Annotated in this window: 14 protein-coding genes and 2 pseudogenes; 7 read left to right on the top strand and 9 right to left on the bottom strand. The window is 62.7% G+C overall.

Annotated features, from left to right (window positions below):
- Window positions 1-31: 31 nt before the first annotated feature.
- On the top strand, window positions 32-1,024 hold the full coding sequence (locus tag GFM02_RS30335; RefSeq protein ID WP_168269184.1) for a bifunctional riboflavin kinase/FAD synthetase: 993 nt from the start codon (window positions 32-34) through the stop codon (window positions 1,022-1,024).
- On the opposite strand, the gene GFM02_RS30340 is transcribed toward GFM02_RS30335, so the two are convergent.
- Window positions 1,013-1,447 carry an RES family NAD+ phosphorylase gene (locus GFM02_RS30340; RefSeq protein ID WP_168323710.1) on the bottom strand — a complete coding sequence of 145 codons (435 nt, stop codon included), beginning with the start codon at window positions 1,445-1,447 and terminating at the stop codon, window positions 1,013-1,015. The two genes, GFM02_RS30335 and GFM02_RS30340, sit on opposite strands and share 12 nt — an antisense overlap.
- A gap of 126 nt (window positions 1,448-1,573) precedes the next feature.
- Entirely contained in the window at window positions 1,574-1,984 is a 411-nt protein-coding gene (locus GFM02_RS30345) for an antitoxin Xre/MbcA/ParS toxin-binding domain-containing protein (RefSeq protein ID WP_168269182.1), read from the bottom strand.
- 78 nt (window positions 1,985-2,062) lie between these two features.
- Between GFM02_RS30345 and GFM02_RS30350 the strand changes: the two are divergent.
- Window positions 2,063-2,176, top strand: a pseudogene (locus GFM02_RS30350) (bifunctional riboflavin kinase/FAD synthetase); the annotation flags it as partial.
- Window positions 2,177-2,193: 17 nt separating this feature from the next.
- Here GFM02_RS30350 and GFM02_RS30355 read toward each other — a convergent pair.
- Complete coding sequence (locus GFM02_RS30355) at window positions 2,194-2,652, bottom strand: type II toxin-antitoxin system VapC family toxin (protein ID WP_168268803.1); 459 nt, start codon at window positions 2,650-2,652, stop codon at window positions 2,194-2,196.
- Window positions 2,649-2,912, bottom strand: coding sequence for a type II toxin-antitoxin system Phd/YefM family antitoxin (locus GFM02_RS30360; RefSeq protein ID WP_168268801.1), 264 nt, complete (start codon window positions 2,910-2,912; stop codon window positions 2,649-2,651). The genes GFM02_RS30355 and GFM02_RS30360 overlap by 4 nt, the downstream gene beginning before the upstream one ends.
- A gap of 352 nt (window positions 2,913-3,264) precedes the next feature.
- On the opposite strand from GFM02_RS30360, the gene ileS reads away from it, so the two are divergent.
- The gene (ileS, locus tag GFM02_RS30370; RefSeq protein WP_168269180.1) at window positions 3,265-6,156 is read left to right on the top strand and encodes an isoleucine--tRNA ligase; all 2,892 of its coding nucleotides are present in this window, start codon (window positions 3,265-3,267) and stop codon (window positions 6,154-6,156) included.
- A gap of 133 nt (window positions 6,157-6,289) precedes the next feature.
- Window positions 6,290-6,919: a hypothetical protein gene (locus tag GFM02_RS30375; RefSeq protein WP_168268799.1), complete on the top strand. Its 630-nt coding sequence runs from the start codon at window positions 6,290-6,292 to the stop codon at window positions 6,917-6,919.
- A gap of 49 nt (window positions 6,920-6,968) precedes the next feature.
- Here the strand turns inward: GFM02_RS30375 and GFM02_RS30380 are convergent, their stop codons facing one another.
- Complete coding sequence (locus tag GFM02_RS30380) at window positions 6,969-7,406, bottom strand: nucleoside deaminase (protein WP_168323733.1); 438 nt, start codon at window positions 7,404-7,406, stop codon at window positions 6,969-6,971.
- A 90-nt stretch (window positions 7,407-7,496) separates the two neighbouring features.
- Here GFM02_RS30380 and GFM02_RS30385 point away from each other — a divergent pair, with 90 nt between their 5' ends.
- From GFM02_RS30385 to GFM02_RS30395, 3 genes are read left to right on the top strand one after another with little or no spacing between them, the layout of a single operon-like run.
- Window positions 7,497-9,575, top strand: coding sequence for a pseudouridine synthase (locus GFM02_RS30385; RefSeq protein WP_168323711.1), 2,079 nt, complete (start codon window positions 7,497-7,499; stop codon window positions 9,573-9,575).
- Entirely contained in the window at window positions 9,556-10,116 is a 561-nt protein-coding gene (gene rsmD, locus GFM02_RS30390; RefSeq protein ID WP_017959156.1) for a 16S rRNA (guanine(966)-N(2))-methyltransferase RsmD, read from the top strand. Before GFM02_RS30385 ends, rsmD begins: the two co-directional genes overlap by 20 nt.
- Before the next feature lie 12 nt (window positions 10,117-10,128).
- On the top strand, window positions 10,129-11,010 hold the full coding sequence (locus GFM02_RS30395) for a patatin-like phospholipase family protein (RefSeq protein ID WP_094086644.1): 882 nt from the start codon (window positions 10,129-10,131) through the stop codon (window positions 11,008-11,010).
- 5 nt (window positions 11,011-11,015) lie between these two features.
- Here the strand turns inward: GFM02_RS30395 and GFM02_RS30400 are convergent, their stop codons facing one another.
- From GFM02_RS30400 to GFM02_RS30415, 4 genes and pseudogenes are all read right to left on the bottom strand, one after another.
- Complete coding sequence (locus GFM02_RS30400) at window positions 11,016-11,468, bottom strand: copper uptake system-associated protein (protein ID WP_168323712.1); 453 nt, start codon at window positions 11,466-11,468, stop codon at window positions 11,016-11,018.
- Between the two features lie 13 nt (window positions 11,469-11,481).
- On the bottom strand, window positions 11,482-12,855 hold the full coding sequence (locus tag GFM02_RS30405; protein ID WP_168323713.1) for a PepSY-associated TM helix domain-containing protein: 1,374 nt from the start codon (window positions 12,853-12,855) through the stop codon (window positions 11,482-11,484).
- A gap of 85 nt (window positions 12,856-12,940) precedes the next feature.
- Window positions 12,941-13,347: pseudogene (locus tag GFM02_RS30410) on the bottom strand (DUF2946 family protein).
- Window positions 13,348-13,438: 91 nt separating this feature from the next.
- Complete coding sequence (locus GFM02_RS30415) at window positions 13,439-15,253, bottom strand: monovalent cation:proton antiporter-2 (CPA2) family protein (protein ID WP_168323714.1); 1,815 nt, start codon at window positions 15,251-15,253, stop codon at window positions 13,439-13,441.
- Window positions 15,254-15,369 lie beyond the last annotated feature (116 nt).

Consider the following 15,369-nt stretch of genomic DNA (forward strand, 5'->3'; position numbering starts at 1 on the left):
AGACACGCCTTGCATGAAGAGAAGCCAGCCGATGACCGTCTTCCACCGCAATGAAACCCGCGAACCCCTGCCCGCCCATCTGAAGGGCGGGGTCATTGCCATCGGCAATTTCGATGGCGTGCACCGCGGCCATCAATCGGTGCTGAGCCGGGCGCTCGAGATCTCCAAGGCGCGCGGTATCCCCGCTTTGGTGCTGACCTTCGAGCCGCATCCGCGCACGGTCTTCCGGCCGCAGGCACCGGTCTTCCGGCTGACGCCGGCGCCGCTGAAGGCCCGCATCCTGGAAACGCTGGGTTTTAGCGCCGTCATCGAATATCCCTTCGACTACGAGTTCTCGCAGCGCTCGGCCGATGATTTCATCCATTCGATCCTGAAGGATTGGCTCGGCGCTTCCGAAGTCGTCACCGGCTTCGATTTCCATTTCGGCCGCGGCCGCGAGGGCGGTCCCGCCTTCCTGATGAATGCCGGCCATACCTATGGCTTCGGCGTTACCCTGATCGATGCCTTCCGCGACGAAAACGCCGATGTCGTCTCTTCGAGCCATATCCGCGCGCTGCTGAAGGAGGGCAATGTCAGCGAAGTCGCCGGCATGCTCGGTTACCGCTATACGGTGGAAGCCGAGGTGATCGATGGCGAAAAGCTCGGCCGGCAGCTGGGTTTCCCGACAGCCAACATGCGCCTGCCGCCGGAGGTCGATCTTGCCGCCGGCATCTACGCCGTCCGCTTCCGCCGCCAGGACGGCACGCTCCACGATGCCGTCGCAAGTTATGGCCGCCGCCCGACGGTGACGGAAAACGGCGCGCCGCTGCTCGAAACCTATCTTTTCGATTTCAGCGGCGATCTCTACGGCCAGCTCTGCTCCGTCTCGTTCTTCGGCTATCTCCGCCCTGAACTGAAATTCGACGGCCTCGACCCGCTCGTCGCCCAGATCAAGCGCGATGAGGAAGAGGCGAGGGCGCTGCTTGCGGGTGTTAAGCCGCTCGGCGCTCTTGATCGGAGACTATGCTTTTCCTCAGCGCAATAGCCGGCTGTCGAAAGGATAGCGGATCGTTTTTTCGATTGTCAGGCGCGACGCGTCCGGATGACGCGGATTGATAAGAATATTCGCCGCCTCTGGCATGATTGCCGATGGGACGCGCAGGAGACAGAAATCATTGTCTTCCAGTAATATGCTGCCACGGTCGCGCGTCCGGCTGGTCTGGTTGATCGCAGCAGGATCGATCCCGATATCGAAGGCTTCGATATTGTCCGGGCAATGGATTTTCAGGAGCTGAAAATCTCTCGGAATTTGATTCAGATCGACCTGTACCAGAATTTCGAGGAGCGCAGTCGACGGGTGATCACAGCAATAGATGACGGGAATTCCCTGATGATGCCATCGTCCCGGTGCAAGCAGCCCGCCGCGGCCGGAAAGATCGGCATAATTCGAGATTCGCCATAAGATCATCGCTTAAAGCAATTCCAGGAAAAGTGCGAAGCGGTTTTCCCAGGCAAAGCGCGAAACGCTTGCCGGGAATTGCGTAAAAACAGAAGGTTAGAGCAGTTCTGCGTTTCCATGAAAAGTTGAACCGCTCTAGACGTAAATCCCGTGGTCGATCTGGTGCAGGGCCTGCTCGACAAGGCGGGCGCCGGTTTCCGATTCCAGTAGATCGATCGGCGCGATGCCGTCCATGCCGCGATTGGGCTTGCGCAGCCAATCGAACGCAACGGCTCCGTCGCCGAAAATGCGCTTAGCCATCTCCGCAATCCGCACGATACGCAATGCGCCGTCGTTTTCCTCGACCGTCAGCGGCTCGCCGTTCGCATTGCGTCTCGCCAGAGTTCGGCGCGGTGCGACGAAACGATATATTTCCTCCACGGAAAAGCCGAGCTCTGTCAATTTCAATGCCATCGCTCCGTCATAAACCTGGACGGAGCCGTGCGAAGCGATCTCGAGGCGCTCGCGTATGGTCATCGATTCGGAGGTCTGAAGAGAACTGAGCATTGAATGACCCTTCTGCCATTTGCCCCAATATATATGCGCATTTGGCGCGATCTTCAATTGCTTCGGTTGGGGTGAGCCGGTCTCGACGCGCTCGTCGCCCAGATCAACCGCGATGAGGAGGAGGCGAGGGCGCTGCTTGCGGGTGTTGCGCCGATCAGCGCTCTTGACGGGAGATTGTGCTTCCCTGAGTAGCTTCGAGTGCGGGCGGGTCATCTCCGGCTCAGCGGAAACTGACCGGGATCGTTCGTCCATGGATCGAAGATCGCCGCGCCGGAGAAGCGTGTATCCCTGACGTTTCGCGTCACCAGATAGAGATTGTGCTCGATTGCGGTGGCAGCGAGCAACGTGTCGACAACCGACGGCGCATGTCCGGTCTTGAGTTTCACCCGCCCCGAAATGACGCCCCAATGTCTGACGGCTGCGTCGCTCAGCGAAAGAACGCGTTGCGAAAACCTTTCCTCCAGCGCATCGCGGGAGGCGGCATAACGATAGCGGTTTTGATCGTCCTCCGGCAGGTTTTCTATGCCTTTGTCGTATTCCGCCAGTGTGAGGATGCTGATGAACATCTTCTTCTCGTCTTGAGCCGCAGCCCAGGATTTGACGGAGGGTGCACCGTTCGGATTGATCAGCGCGGCAATGACGTTGGTATCGAGCAGCCAGCCGATCACAGCTCGGCATCCCGCCCGTAATCTGCCTCTCGCTCGAGGTCTAGCGCTTTGAGATCGAGGCTTTCCATGAAGGCGACGAAAGGCTTTTTCGGTTCGACTTTGGTCAGTTGGTCGAGCTCTTCGGCGCTGATGACGACGACGCTGTCCCGGCCGCGAACGGTAACGCGCTGCGGTCCTTCGCTGTGTGCGCGGCGGACCACCTCGCTGAAGCGCGCTTTCGCGTCCTCGAGCTTCCAGCTTTGCTTCGTGATCTTTTTCATGCCTCTGGCTCTCGATCTAATCTGGTCAGATAGTCAGATATATACCGCAAGCCGCACAGAGTTTCCAGCCTTAGGCTTTCCGGAACGATGCGGCTACCGGCGATTCCAGCCGCTTATGCCGATTGCGGGCCGCGAATTCTTCTCTTCCTTTTCCCGGCAAAAACGCCTATGAACCGGCGCGATGAAGAAATATCGGCTGGCAATGATGATGCGAATTATCGGCCCGGCCTTCCGCGCGCGCTGAGCGGCCGGAAGGTCCGGGTTTTTGGCGCTTGGATACGAGCGCTTCCGTCACCAGCTATTTCACGCCCGTTGCGCCCCTTCCTGGGCCGCCAGAAAACGATTGTCAGACATGACCGACACAGCCGAAAAGATCGACTATTCGAAGACCCTCTATTTGCCCGAGACCGATTTCCCTATGCGCGCCGGCCTGCCGCAGAAGGAACCGGAACTCGTCAAGCGCTGGCAGGAGATGGGTCTCTACAAGAAACTGCGCGCTTCCGCCGCCGGCCGCGAGAAATTCGTCCTCCACGATGGTCCGCCCTATGCCAACGGCAACATCCATATCGGCCACGCGCTGAACAAGATCCTCAAGGACGTCATCAACCGTTCGTTCCAGATGCGCGGCTACGACGCCAATTACGTGCCCGGCTGGGATTGCCACGGCCTGCCGATCGAATGGAAGATCGAAGAAAAATACCGCGAGAAGGGCAAGAACAAGGATGAGGTCCCGGTCAACGAATTCCGCCGGGAATGCCGTGAATTCGCCGCCGGCTGGATCAAGGTCCAGGCGGAAGAGTTCAAGCGCCTCGGCATCGAGGGCGACTTCGACAATCCCTATACGACGATGAATTTTCACGCGGAATCGCGCATCGCGGGTGAACTCTTGAAGATCGCTGCGAGCGGCCAGCTTTATCGCGGCTCCAAGCCGATCATGTGGTCGGTCGTCGAGCGCACGGCGCTGGCCGAGGCCGAGGTCGAATACCAGGATTATGAGAGCGACACGATCTGGGTGAAATTCCCGGTCGTCGAAGGTCCGGTCGCGCTCAAGGATGCGTTCGTGGTCATCTGGACGACCACGCCCTGGACGATCCCCGGCAACCGCGCGGTCTCCTTTTCGCCGCGCATCTCCTACGGCCTCTATGAAGTGACGGCCGCCGAGAACGATTTTGGTCCGCGTCCCGGCGAAAAGCTGATCTTTGCCGATAAGCTGGCCGAGGAATCCTTCGCCAAGGCCAAGCTGCAGTACAAGCGCTTGAGCGATGTCTCTGCGGCCGACTTCGCAACGATGACCTGCGCGCATCCCTTCAAGGGTCTCGACGGCGGTTATGAATTCCTCGTGCCGCTGCTCGATGGCGACCACGTCACCGATGATGCGGGTACCGGTTTCGTCCACACCGCGCCCAGCCACGGTCGCGAAGACTTCGACGCCTGGATGTCGGCTGCCCGCACGCTTGAGGCCCGCGGCATCGACACCAAAATCCCGTTCCCGGTCGACGACGGCGGCTTCTATACCGCCGACGCCCCCGGCTTCGAGGGCGCCCGCGTCATCGACGACAACGGCAAGAAGGGCGATGCCAACGACCGTGTCATCAGGGAGCTGATCGCCCGTGGCGCGCTCTTTGCCCGCGGCCGGCTGAAGCACCAGTATCCGCATTCCTGGCGCTCGAAGAAGCCGGTCATCTTCCGCAACACGCCGCAATGGTTCGTCTATATGGACAAGACCCTTGCCGACGGCACGACGCTGCGTTCGCGCGCGCTGAGTGCGATCGACGAGACGCGCTTCGTGCCTGCCGCCGGCCAGAACCGCCTGCGCGCCATGATCGAGGGCCGCCCGGACTGGGTGCTCTCGCGCCAGCGCGCCTGGGGCGTGCCGATCGCCGTCTTTGCCGACGATGAGGGCGAGGTCCTGGTCGACGAAGCCGTCAACGGCCGCATCCTCGAAGCCTTCGAACATGAGGGCGCCGACGCCTGGTTTGCCGAAGGCGCCAAGGAGCGTTTCCTCGGCAATGACCACGACCATTCCCGCTGGACCCAGGTCATGGATATCCTCGACGTCTGGTTCGACTCTGGCTCGACGCACACCTTCACGCTCGAAGACCGCCCGGACCTGAAGTGGCCGGCCGATCTTTATCTCGAAGGTTCCGACCAGCATCGCGGCTGGTTCCATTCGTCGCTGCTGGAATCGGCGGCTACCCGCGGCCGTGCGCCTTACAACGCCGTCCTCACCCATGGTTTCACCATGGACGAGAAGGGCGAGAAGATGTCGAAGTCGAAGGGCAACGTCACAGCACCGCAGGAAGTGATGAAGGATGCCGGTGCCGATATCCTGCGCCTCTGGGTGATGACCTCGGATTATGCCGACGACCTGCGCGTCGGCAAGACGATCATCCAGACCAATGTCGATGCCTATCGCAAGCTGCGCAACACCATCCGCTGGATGCTCGGCACACTCGCCCACGACAAGGGCGAGGAGATCGCGTTTGCCGATCTGCCGGAGCTGGAGCAGCTGATGCTGCACCGGCTGGCCGAGCTCGACGAGCTGGTGCGCGAGAACTACGATGCCTTCGACTTCAAGAAGATCGCCCGCGCGCTGATCGATTTCGCCAATGTAGAGCTGTCGGCCTTCTATTTCGATGTCCGCAAGGATGCGCTCTATTGCGACGCGCCGTCGAGTCTGCGCCGGCGCGCCAGCCTGCATGTCATCCGTCAGATCTTCGATTGCATGGTGACCTGGCTCGCCCCGATGTTGCCCTTCACCACCGAGGAGGCCTGGCTGTCGCGCAACCCGTCCGCCGTTTCCGTGCATCTGGAGCAGTTTGCTCCGGTCGCAAAGGAATGGCGCAACGACGTCCTGGCCGAGAAGTGGAAGAAGATTCGTACCGTGCGTTCGGTCGTGACCGGCGCCCTGGAAATCGAGCGCAAGGACAAGCGCATCGGCTCCTCGCTGGAAGCGGCTCCTGTCGTTCATATCGCCGATCCGGAACTGCTGAAGGCGCTGGAAGGCCAGGACTTCACCGAAGTCTGCATCACCTCGGCAATCGAGATCAAGGCCGGCGAAGGACCGATGGATGCATTCCGCCTTGCCGAGGTGCCGGAGGTCAGCGTCGTCCCGAAGCTTGCAGAGGGCGAGAAATGCGCCCGCTCCTGGCGCATCACCAGGGATGTCGGTTCCGATCCGGAATATCCAGATGTTTCGGCCCGCGACGCCGCTGCCCTTCGCGAACTTGCGGCGCTTAAGTGAAGAATATTGCCGGATGAATTGCGTTTTCGCGGTTCATCCGGTAAAAGCTGCCTGAAAATGGCCGGATTTTTGCGTCAGGGGGACGGTTGTCCGGTTGGGCGACGATTGCACCGGCAGGGCTGGAAGGGTTTTCATGTTAGCAACGCATTGGTTCCGTATGGGCGCCTGCCTGTCTGTTGTAGTGGCGGGATGTTCCCTGGTGTCCGGTTGCGCCAGCAGCCCGACCTACGGCACCGACAAGACCGCCATGGAACAGTTGACCGACGATCTCGGCCAGTCCGTGTCGTTGACCGGTCCGGACCCGAAGAACAAGGGCGTCAAGTACACGCCACGCCCGACGCTGGTGCTGCCCGCGCAGGCGCAGAAAGAGACCCTCGTTGCGCCGCAGCAGACGGTCGCCAACAAGGACAATCCGCAATGGCTTGAATCGCCGGAGGAGACGCGTGCTCGTCTCGTTTCGGAAGCCGACGCGAATTCGGACAATCCGAATTACCGCTCGCCGCTCGCAAGCTCTGCGATCGAAGGCGGCCGGCGCACGACGGAAGCCCAGACCAAGGCCTATCGCGAGGCCCGCGCTTTGCAGAAGGGCTCCTATATCGATCAGCGCCGCTATATCTCCGACCCGCCGCCGGGTTACCGCACTGTCGACGATCCGGCCAAGCTCGATGATGTCGGCGAGCCCGAACTCAAGAAGCAGAAAAAGCGCAAGAAGGATGCGGCTGTCGCCAACACCGGCAAGCAGTGGTGGAACTTCCTGCAATAGCTTTTCGGCGCGCCGGCAAGGATGACGGCGCCGCGCACCGGCGCTGGGATTACGGCGCCTCTCTCCTTTGCGAAAAGAATCTTCGTAGCAGATCGGCCGACTGGACCTCGTTGAAGCCAGAATAGACCTCCGGGGCGTGGTGGCAGGTCGGCTGCGCATAGAAGCGCACGCCATTATCGATGGCGCCGCCCTTCGGGTCCTCGGCGCCGTAATAGAGCCTGCGGATACGCGCAAACGAGATGGCTGCCGCGCACATGGTGCAAGGCTCCAGCGTCACATAGAGATCGGCGCCGGCGAGTCGTTCCTGCCCGAGCGCTTCGCAGGCGAGCCGGATTGCGGCGATTTCGGCGTGCGCGGTCACGTCTTTGAGCTCGCGCGTGCGGTTTCCCGAGCGTGAAACGGCAATATCGTCGACAACGACGACGGCGCCGATCGGCACCTCGCCGCGTTCTCCGGCGGCACGCGCTTCTTCGAGCGCCATCTCCATGAAACGATTTGTCTTCACGATCGCAAGAATTTCCACTTAACCGCAGATGCGTGACCTGATAGACAGGCCGAAAAGGCAGGCAAACAACAAATGACACCCAAAGACAAGCCAAAACGCCCGGGCGCAAAGCCCTTTTCACGGGGCACCGGGCCGAAGCCGGGCGATGCGAAGCCGGCAAAGGCTGCAGCCGCGCGTCCGATCGCCGCCGAAACTGACGGTGAGGCCAAGGCCGAACGCATTTCCAAGGTGATGGCGCGCGCCGGCGTCGCCTCCCGCCGCGACATCGAACGCATGATCATGGAAGGCCGTGTGACGCTGAACGGCAGGGTTCTCGAAACCCCCGTCGTCAACGTCACGCTCGCCGACCGCATCGAAGTCGACGGCGTGCCGATCCGCGGCATCGAACGCACCAGGCTGTGGCTTTATCATAAGCCGACCGGGCTGGTGACCACCAATGCCGATCCGGAAGGCCGGCCGACTGTCTTCGACAACCTGCCGGAAGAACTGCCGCGCGTCATGTCGATCGGCCGCCTCGACATCAATACCGAAGGCCTGCTGCTCTTGACCAATGACGGCGGTCTCGCCCGCGCGCTCGAGCTGCCGGCGACCGGCTGGCTGCGGCGCTACCGCGTCCGCGCCCATGGCGAGATCGATCAGGACGCGCTCGACAAGCTGAAGGACGGCATCGCCGTCGACGGCGTGCTCTACGGCTCGATCGAGGCGACGCTCGACCGCACGCAAGGCTCGAACGTCTGGATCACCATGGGTCTTCGCGAAGGCAAGAACCGCGAAATCAAGAACGTGCTCGGCGCGCTCGGCCTCGACGTCAATCGCCTGATCCGCATTTCCTATGGCCCGTTCCAGCTCGGCGACCTGCCGGAAGGCCATGTCGTCGAAGTGCGCGGTCGCACGCTGCGCGACCAGCTCGGCCCGCGCCTCATCGAGGAAGCCAAGGCGAATTTCGACGCGCCGATCTACAATGCGGCGGCGGTCGCTGCCGAGGAAGAGGCAGAGCCCGCAGCACCTGAAAAGCGCGAGCGTCCGCGCCGTGACGAGGACAAGCGCGAACGGGCGCTGAGCCGCCTCGACACCAAGCGCGACGACCGCCACGGTGGGGCGCGCAGAGATGATGATCGCCGCGACGGCGGCCGCAGGGACGACGAGAAGCCGAAGCGTCCCCAGCCGCTCGGCCAGCGCCGCAGCGCCAATGTCTGGATGGCGCCGGGCGCCCGGCCGCTCGGCGAAAAGGCCGCGGCGAAAGCTGCCAAGAATGCGCAGACCGCACGCAAGCGCGGCGAGCAGTCGCCGGCAAAAGGCCCTGGTTTCGATCGCATCGAAGATCGCCCGCGCACCCAGGTGAACCGCGTGCGCGAAGAGGATGGCGAGTGGATCCGCTCGAGCGAAGAGCCCCGCCGCAAGGATGAGGGCGAGGGCTTCGGCCGCAAGCGCGGCTTTGGTGATCGCCCCGCCCGCGAAGACCGCGGTTCTGGCGACCGCCCGGCGCGCGGCGAACGGCCGTTCGGTGATCGTCCCTCGCGTGGGGATCGGCCCTTCGGCGACAAGCCGCGCGGTGATCGCAAGCCGCGTGCGGATGGCGACGAGCGGCCTCGTGCCGCCAGAAGCTCCGCCGGTGAGGCCCGTTCGGAGCGTCCGCGCGGCGACCGGCCGTTCGGCGATCGTCCGTCACGTGGAGATCGCCCCTTTGGCGACAAGCCGCGCGGTGACCGTAAGCCACGTGCGGAAGGTGACGAGCGTCCTCGGGCCGCGAGAAGCTCCGCCGGTGAGGGCCGTTCGGAGCGTCCGCGCGGTGACCGGCCGTTCGGCGATCGTCCGTCGCGTGGAGACCGGCCCTTCGGCGACAAGCCGCGTGGTGATCGCAGGCCGCGCGAGGACGGTGACGAACGTCCGCGAGCAGCCAGAAGTTTTGCCAGTGAGGGCCGCTCCGAGCGTCCGCGCGGCGAAAGATCGTTCGGCGACAAGCCTGCGGGTGACAAGCCCCGCGGCAAGAGCTTCGCGGGCAAGCCCGGCGGGCCTAAGAATTTCTCCGGCAAGCCGAAAGGCGCCAAGCCAGGCGGTGACAGGCCGGGCGGCGATAGGCCTGCGGGCGGGCCGTCCAGAGGTGGTGCTAAAGGAAAAGGAATGACGCGCGGTGCGGATCGTCGGCGGTGAGTTTCGCGGACGGCCTCTCGCCGTGCCAAAATCCAACGAGATCCGGCCGACTGCCGACCGGACGCGCGAGAGCCTGTTCAATATATTGAGCCATGCCTATCCGGAATGCGTCGATGGCACCCGGATTCTCGACCTCTTTGCCGGCACCGGCGCCGTCGGCCTCGAAGCGGTTTCACGCGGCTGTCGCCATGCGCTCTTCGTCGAAAACAGCGTCGAGGGCAGGGCGCTGCTTTGGGAGAACATCGATGCGCTTGGCCTGCATGGCCGCACGCGCATCCTGCGCCGGGATGCGACCGATCTCGGCAGCGTCGGCAATCTCGAACCCTTCGACGTGCTCTTTGCCGACCCGCCCTATGGCAAGGGTCTCGGCGAAAAGGCGATGGCGGCGGCGGCTGAGGGCGGCTGGCTGCGGCCTGGCGCAATCGCAGTGCTCGAAGAACGCGCCGATATTGTCGTTTCCGTGCATCCTTCCTATGTTTTCCTCGAAAGCCGCATCTTTGGCGATACGAGGGTGCATTTCTTCCGATATCAGCCGCAATAAGCGGGGGCAGGCGTGCAGCAGGCAGAGATCATCAGCCCGAAATTGCCTGCGATCAGCGATGTGCCGACGGTCGCCGTCGCTTTCGGCGGCGGCGGCGCGCGCGGACTTGCCCATATCCATGTCATCGAGACGCTCGATGAACTCGGCATCCGCCCGGTGGCGGTATCAGGCTCGTCGATCGGCGCGATCATGGCGGCCGGCATGGCGGCTGGCATGTCCGGCGCCGAAATCCGCGAACATGCGCTGACGACCGTCGGCAACAAGACGGCGGTCGTTGCCCGCATCTGGGGCCTGAGGCCGGCGACGGTGCGCGATGCGGTGGCCAAGGGTATCCGCATCGGCCAGTTCAATCTGGAGCGGATTCTCAAGGCCTTCCTGCCGTCCGAGCTGCCGGCCCGCTTCGAGGATCTGCTGGTCCCGATGAAGGTGATCACCACGGATTATTACGGGCAGTGCGAAGTCATCATCGAACACGGCGAACTGTTCCCGGCGCTCGCCGCCTCTTCCGCCATTCCCGCCGTCTTCATGCCGGTGCGTCTGCGCGACCGCGTGATGATCGACGGCGGCATCAGCAATCCGGTACCCTATGAATGCCTGATGGATCTTGCCGACATCGTCGTCGGCATCGATGTCGTCGGCGCGCCGGAAGGTGACGGAACGCATATTCCGAACCGCATGGAGAGCATCTTCGGTTCCGGTCAACTGATGATGCAGACGGCGATCTCACTGAAGCTGAAGCTTCGCCCGCCGCATATCTTCCTGCGTCCGACCGTCGGCCGCACCGGCGTCATGGATTTCCTCAAGGCCCGCGAAGTCCTTGCCATGTCCGTCGGCGTCAAGGACGACCTGAAATTCGCCCTTGACCGGGAAATTGAGGCTCGGCTGAAGCGCTAGCTGCTTCATTGGGCATGGCCTTCATGGCCACCATGACCCGCGCCGTTTGAAGCCTCATTCATCATCACCGTGCCCTCGAAGGTCGAGAAGAGCGCAAGCGCGGAAGAATCGAGGCCGGTCTCGGCATCCTTCAGTTTCGCAGCCAGCCCGGCGGCGTCATCTGCGGAGAGCCCGATTGTCTCCAGTGTCCCGGCATCCTTCAGGCTGTCGCCGCTGCAGAGATAGATGCTCCAGCCGTGATGCGTCTTCTTCATCAGGGCCCGTCCGCCGCGTCCGTCCTGCCGCCAACCGACGATCGCCCAATCGGCCTGAACGACGACCGGCGCGATATCGAGCGGCTTGTCTGGCCTTTCGAACATCACCTTCAGCCTCGCCGGGATCGCCTGTTGCGGGTCGTCGGTCGCAGATGCTATGGATGCAAGCAGCACGCCGGCAACGATAGCGATGATCTTCTTCATCTGATTGCCTCCCTCAGGCGAGAACGCGTTTCAGCAGCGGTACGAACCGCACGACGATCTGGTCGAAGGCGATCATGGCGACAATCGCGAGCCCGCTCATCGGGAAGGTGACCGCGAAGATCCCGACAATCACCCACAGGCCGTAATAGATCGAAGGCTTCGGCGGCATGGGTGGCACGCCGAGGCGGCCGATCGGGCGACGTTTCCACCACATGACGATAGCGGTCACGCAGCTCAGCACAATTGCAAGGCATGTTGCGAGCATCAGCAGCTGGTTGAAACGCCCCCATTCTTGTCCCTGGTGGACATTGATACCCCATTCGATCGCTTTGCCGAGGAACGGATATTGATCGAAGCCGATATCGATCAGTGGTTTGCCGGAGTATTGGTCGATATGGAGCGTGCGTTCGTCGGTAAGATCGTCGGGAAAGAGCGAAGCGGTATAGACGCCCGTCTCGTTGGAGGGGATCGCCACGTCGAAGCCCGGCGCCATGCCCAGCCGTTTGGCGATCTCGACGGCTTTGTCGAGGCCGATTGGCCTGGCTGATTGCGCGGCGGCGATATCGGAAAGCGGAACGGGCGCCTTCTCGACGATCCAGCCGCTGTTCGGAAGGATATCCTCGGTGACTTTTCGCGACTTCGGCACATCGTCCCAGAGCTGGACCGGATAGCCGAGGCCATGTTCGGTCAGCCAGGCATTGGCGTTCACACCCCAATAGGCCGACCATGGCATGCCTGACATCGCAAGGAAGAAGATCAGGACACCGGCGAGGGCACCGGTCACGGCATGCAGGTCGCGCCAGAAAACGCGGCGGCCAGGCGTTCCCCGCACGCTGACAACGCCGCCCGTCTGGCGTCGCGGCCACCAGAGATAGATGCCGGTGACGACGAGCACCATGGCAAAGCCGCCGGTAATTTCGATCAGCCGGTTCGTCATGGTGCCGAAATAGGCGAGGCTGTGGATGCGCTTGACGACATAATTGAACTCGTCGGTCGATCCGACCACATCGAGCACCTTGCCGTCATAGGGGTTGACGAAGACCAGCATCGAGCCGGCATCGCTGGAGAGGGTGACGATGGCCGATCGCTCGGGCAGGACCGGGTCTTTGTAGGATGTTGCGGTTGAGCCCGGCACGGCGGAGGCGGCGATCTCTGCGATCCGCTCCGCCGACAGCGCTTCGCCAGCCGGCTGGACACTGTAGCGGTAGCCGAAGAAGGTGCTGTTGATCTCGTCCTTGAAGAGATAGAGCGATCCGGTAACGGCCAGATTCAGCAGGAAGGGTATGACGAGAAGCCCGGCAAAGGAATGCCAGCGCCAGATGGCACGGTAGAGCGAAACGCCGTTTGCGGCGTCCTCTGCCGGTTCGGCAGCAGTAATAGTCGACATGAGAATGGATCCGTATCCGCGACCGACAGCACGCATGCAGGTCGGCGTTGAAAGGCGCGTCACGGCGCCTGCCGCAACGCGAAGTTCAGGCAGGGATCGGATCGGAAGGAGGAGCTCGGGGACCGGTATTGGGCGGGAAAAGCTGGCGATGGTAGGCCTCGGTCCGGATCGGCAGTTCAACCGCGGCCGAAAAGGGTATGGCAGCACCGGCGATGTCCGTCGGTGCCGGCAGGAGGATGGAAGTGCTGATCCGGCAGGCTTCGCAACCATGCGAATGCGCCTTGTCGTGTTGGTCCTGACCGGATTTGTCCGTTGTGGTGACGCAAAGCGTCGGCAGCGTCCCGTCCGGAAGCACATATTGAGCGAGTTCAGCCGGATCGAATTCGCCGGCAGATGCGGCAGGCACCTGGTGGGCGAAGCCGACGAACACCAGTGCGACCGCACACAGGATGCGGAGCGCCATTGTTCGATCTGTGTCGTCCGTCTAACCAAGTTTCCCTCTTGGATCGCTCCGATCGCGCGTTTGATAAACGCCGTCCCCTTGATATTCAATGCGTCAATTTCGCAAGCCGGTCAGGGCCGATCAGGCATCCGCCGTCGCATCCGCGGTTCCGGCCAGCGGATCGTCCTCGAAGGGATCGGCGGCGCGTTTCGGCTTGACCAGCGGTTCGGGGCGGACGGGGTGGGAAAACAGCATGTCGCGCCCAGCCTGCAGCCCTTCGGACACCTGCAGCACCAGGCGTGCCTCGTCGCGCTTGCGGATATCCTCGCCGATTTCATAGGCGTCGACCTCGGAAACGCCGAGCGCCTCCAGCGTTCGCCGTCCGAAGAGCAGGCCCGATTCCAGCGTTTCGCGCAACTCGTAGTCGACGCCCTTGTTGCGCAGCTCGATCGAATGGATGCGGTCGTAGGAACGCACGTAGAGCCGGGTGCGCGGATAGTCCGCCTGCACCAGTTCCACCACCTTGTCAGTGATTTCCTTCTTCTGCGTGCAGACGAGCACGATCTTCGCCCTGTCGATGCCGGCCGAGCGCAGCACATCCTTGCGGGCGCCGTCGCCGAAATAGATACGGAAGCCGAAGGAGGAAGCCTGGCGGATGCGGTCGGCCGAAAAATCGATGACGGTGACGCTGCGCCCGCCGGCAAGCAGGATCTGGGCGGCGATCTGGCCGAAACGCGAAAAGCCGACCATCAGCACGTCGGCGCCGGCTCCCTCGAAATCCTCGTCCAGCTCCTCCTGCTCATCGCCGTTCAGCAGCCGCTTCGAAAGGGCCGAACCGATCGGCGTCAGCGCCATGGATAGCGTGACGATCGCGACCAGCAGCGAGGCCGTGCTCGTCGACATCAGCCCGGCCGCCCCGGCGGTGGTGAACAGCACGAAGCCGAATTCACCGCCCTGCGGCAGCAGGAAGGCGATGCGGATCGCATCGTTGTGCGGAGAGCCGGAGATCCGGCAGAGCCCATAGATGACGATCGCCTTGACGGCCATGACGATCGGCACGGCGACGATGACGAAGAGCGCATTGTCGGCAAGAACGTCGAGCTCCAGCGACAGGCCGACGGCGATGAAGAAGATAGCGAGCAGCACGCCGCGGAAGGGCTCGATATCAGCCTCCAGCTCGTGCCGGTAGGAGGATTCGGCAAGCATCACGCCGGATAGGAAGGCGCCCATCGCCATCGAAAGCCCGGCCAACTGCATCAGGCTCGCCGACCCCATGACGACGAAGAGGGCAGCCGCGATCATTGCTTCGCGCGCGCCGGTCCGGGCGATAATCTGGAAGAGTGGCGTCAGCAGGTAGCGTCCCATGACGATCATCGCCGCAACCGCGCCGACGGCGATGGCGAAATCCAACAGCGGCGCGTTGCTGCCCTTGTCGCCGCCGTCGAGGATGGTGATCAGCGCCAGCAGCGGCACGATCGCCAGGTCCTGGAACAGCAGCATCGAAAAGGAGCGCTGCCCGTATCGCGTATTGACGTCTCCGTCGCCCTCGAGGATCTGCATGGCGAAGGCGGTCGAAGATAGCGCCAGGCCAAATCCGGCAACGATGCTGCCGCGCCAATCGAGCACCTGGGAAAACCAGGCAAGCGCGGTCAGCGCCAGCCCCGTCAGCACCACCTGCGCCGTGCCGAGGCCAAAGATGTCGCGCCGCATCTGCCAGAGGCGGGTGGGTTTCAGCTCCAGTCCGATGATGAAGAGCAGAAAGACGACGCCGAGTTCGGCGACGGCGAGGATCTGTTCGCCATCGGTGATGCCGTGGAAGACTGGGCCGATGACGATGCCGGCGGCGAGATAGCCGAGCACCGTGCCGAGCCCGAGTTTCTTGAAGATCGGAGCGGCGACCACCGCCCCGCCAAGCAGCAGGATCGTTTCGGAAAAAAGGGCATTGGGCGCTGACATGCTGACAATTTCTTTCAACGGCGGGGAGCACGCAGGCAGCCCCGGTAAAGAATCGGAGGCGGCGGCCTTGATGCTTGGGAGAGTGCACAATAAATGGAAGCCGAAGGAAAGGCCAA

The sequence above is a fragment of the Rhizobium leguminosarum bv. viciae genome, assembly GCF_012276115.1.
GTDB classification, from domain to species: Bacteria; Pseudomonadota; Alphaproteobacteria; order Rhizobiales; family Rhizobiaceae; genus Rhizobium; species Rhizobium leguminosarum_T.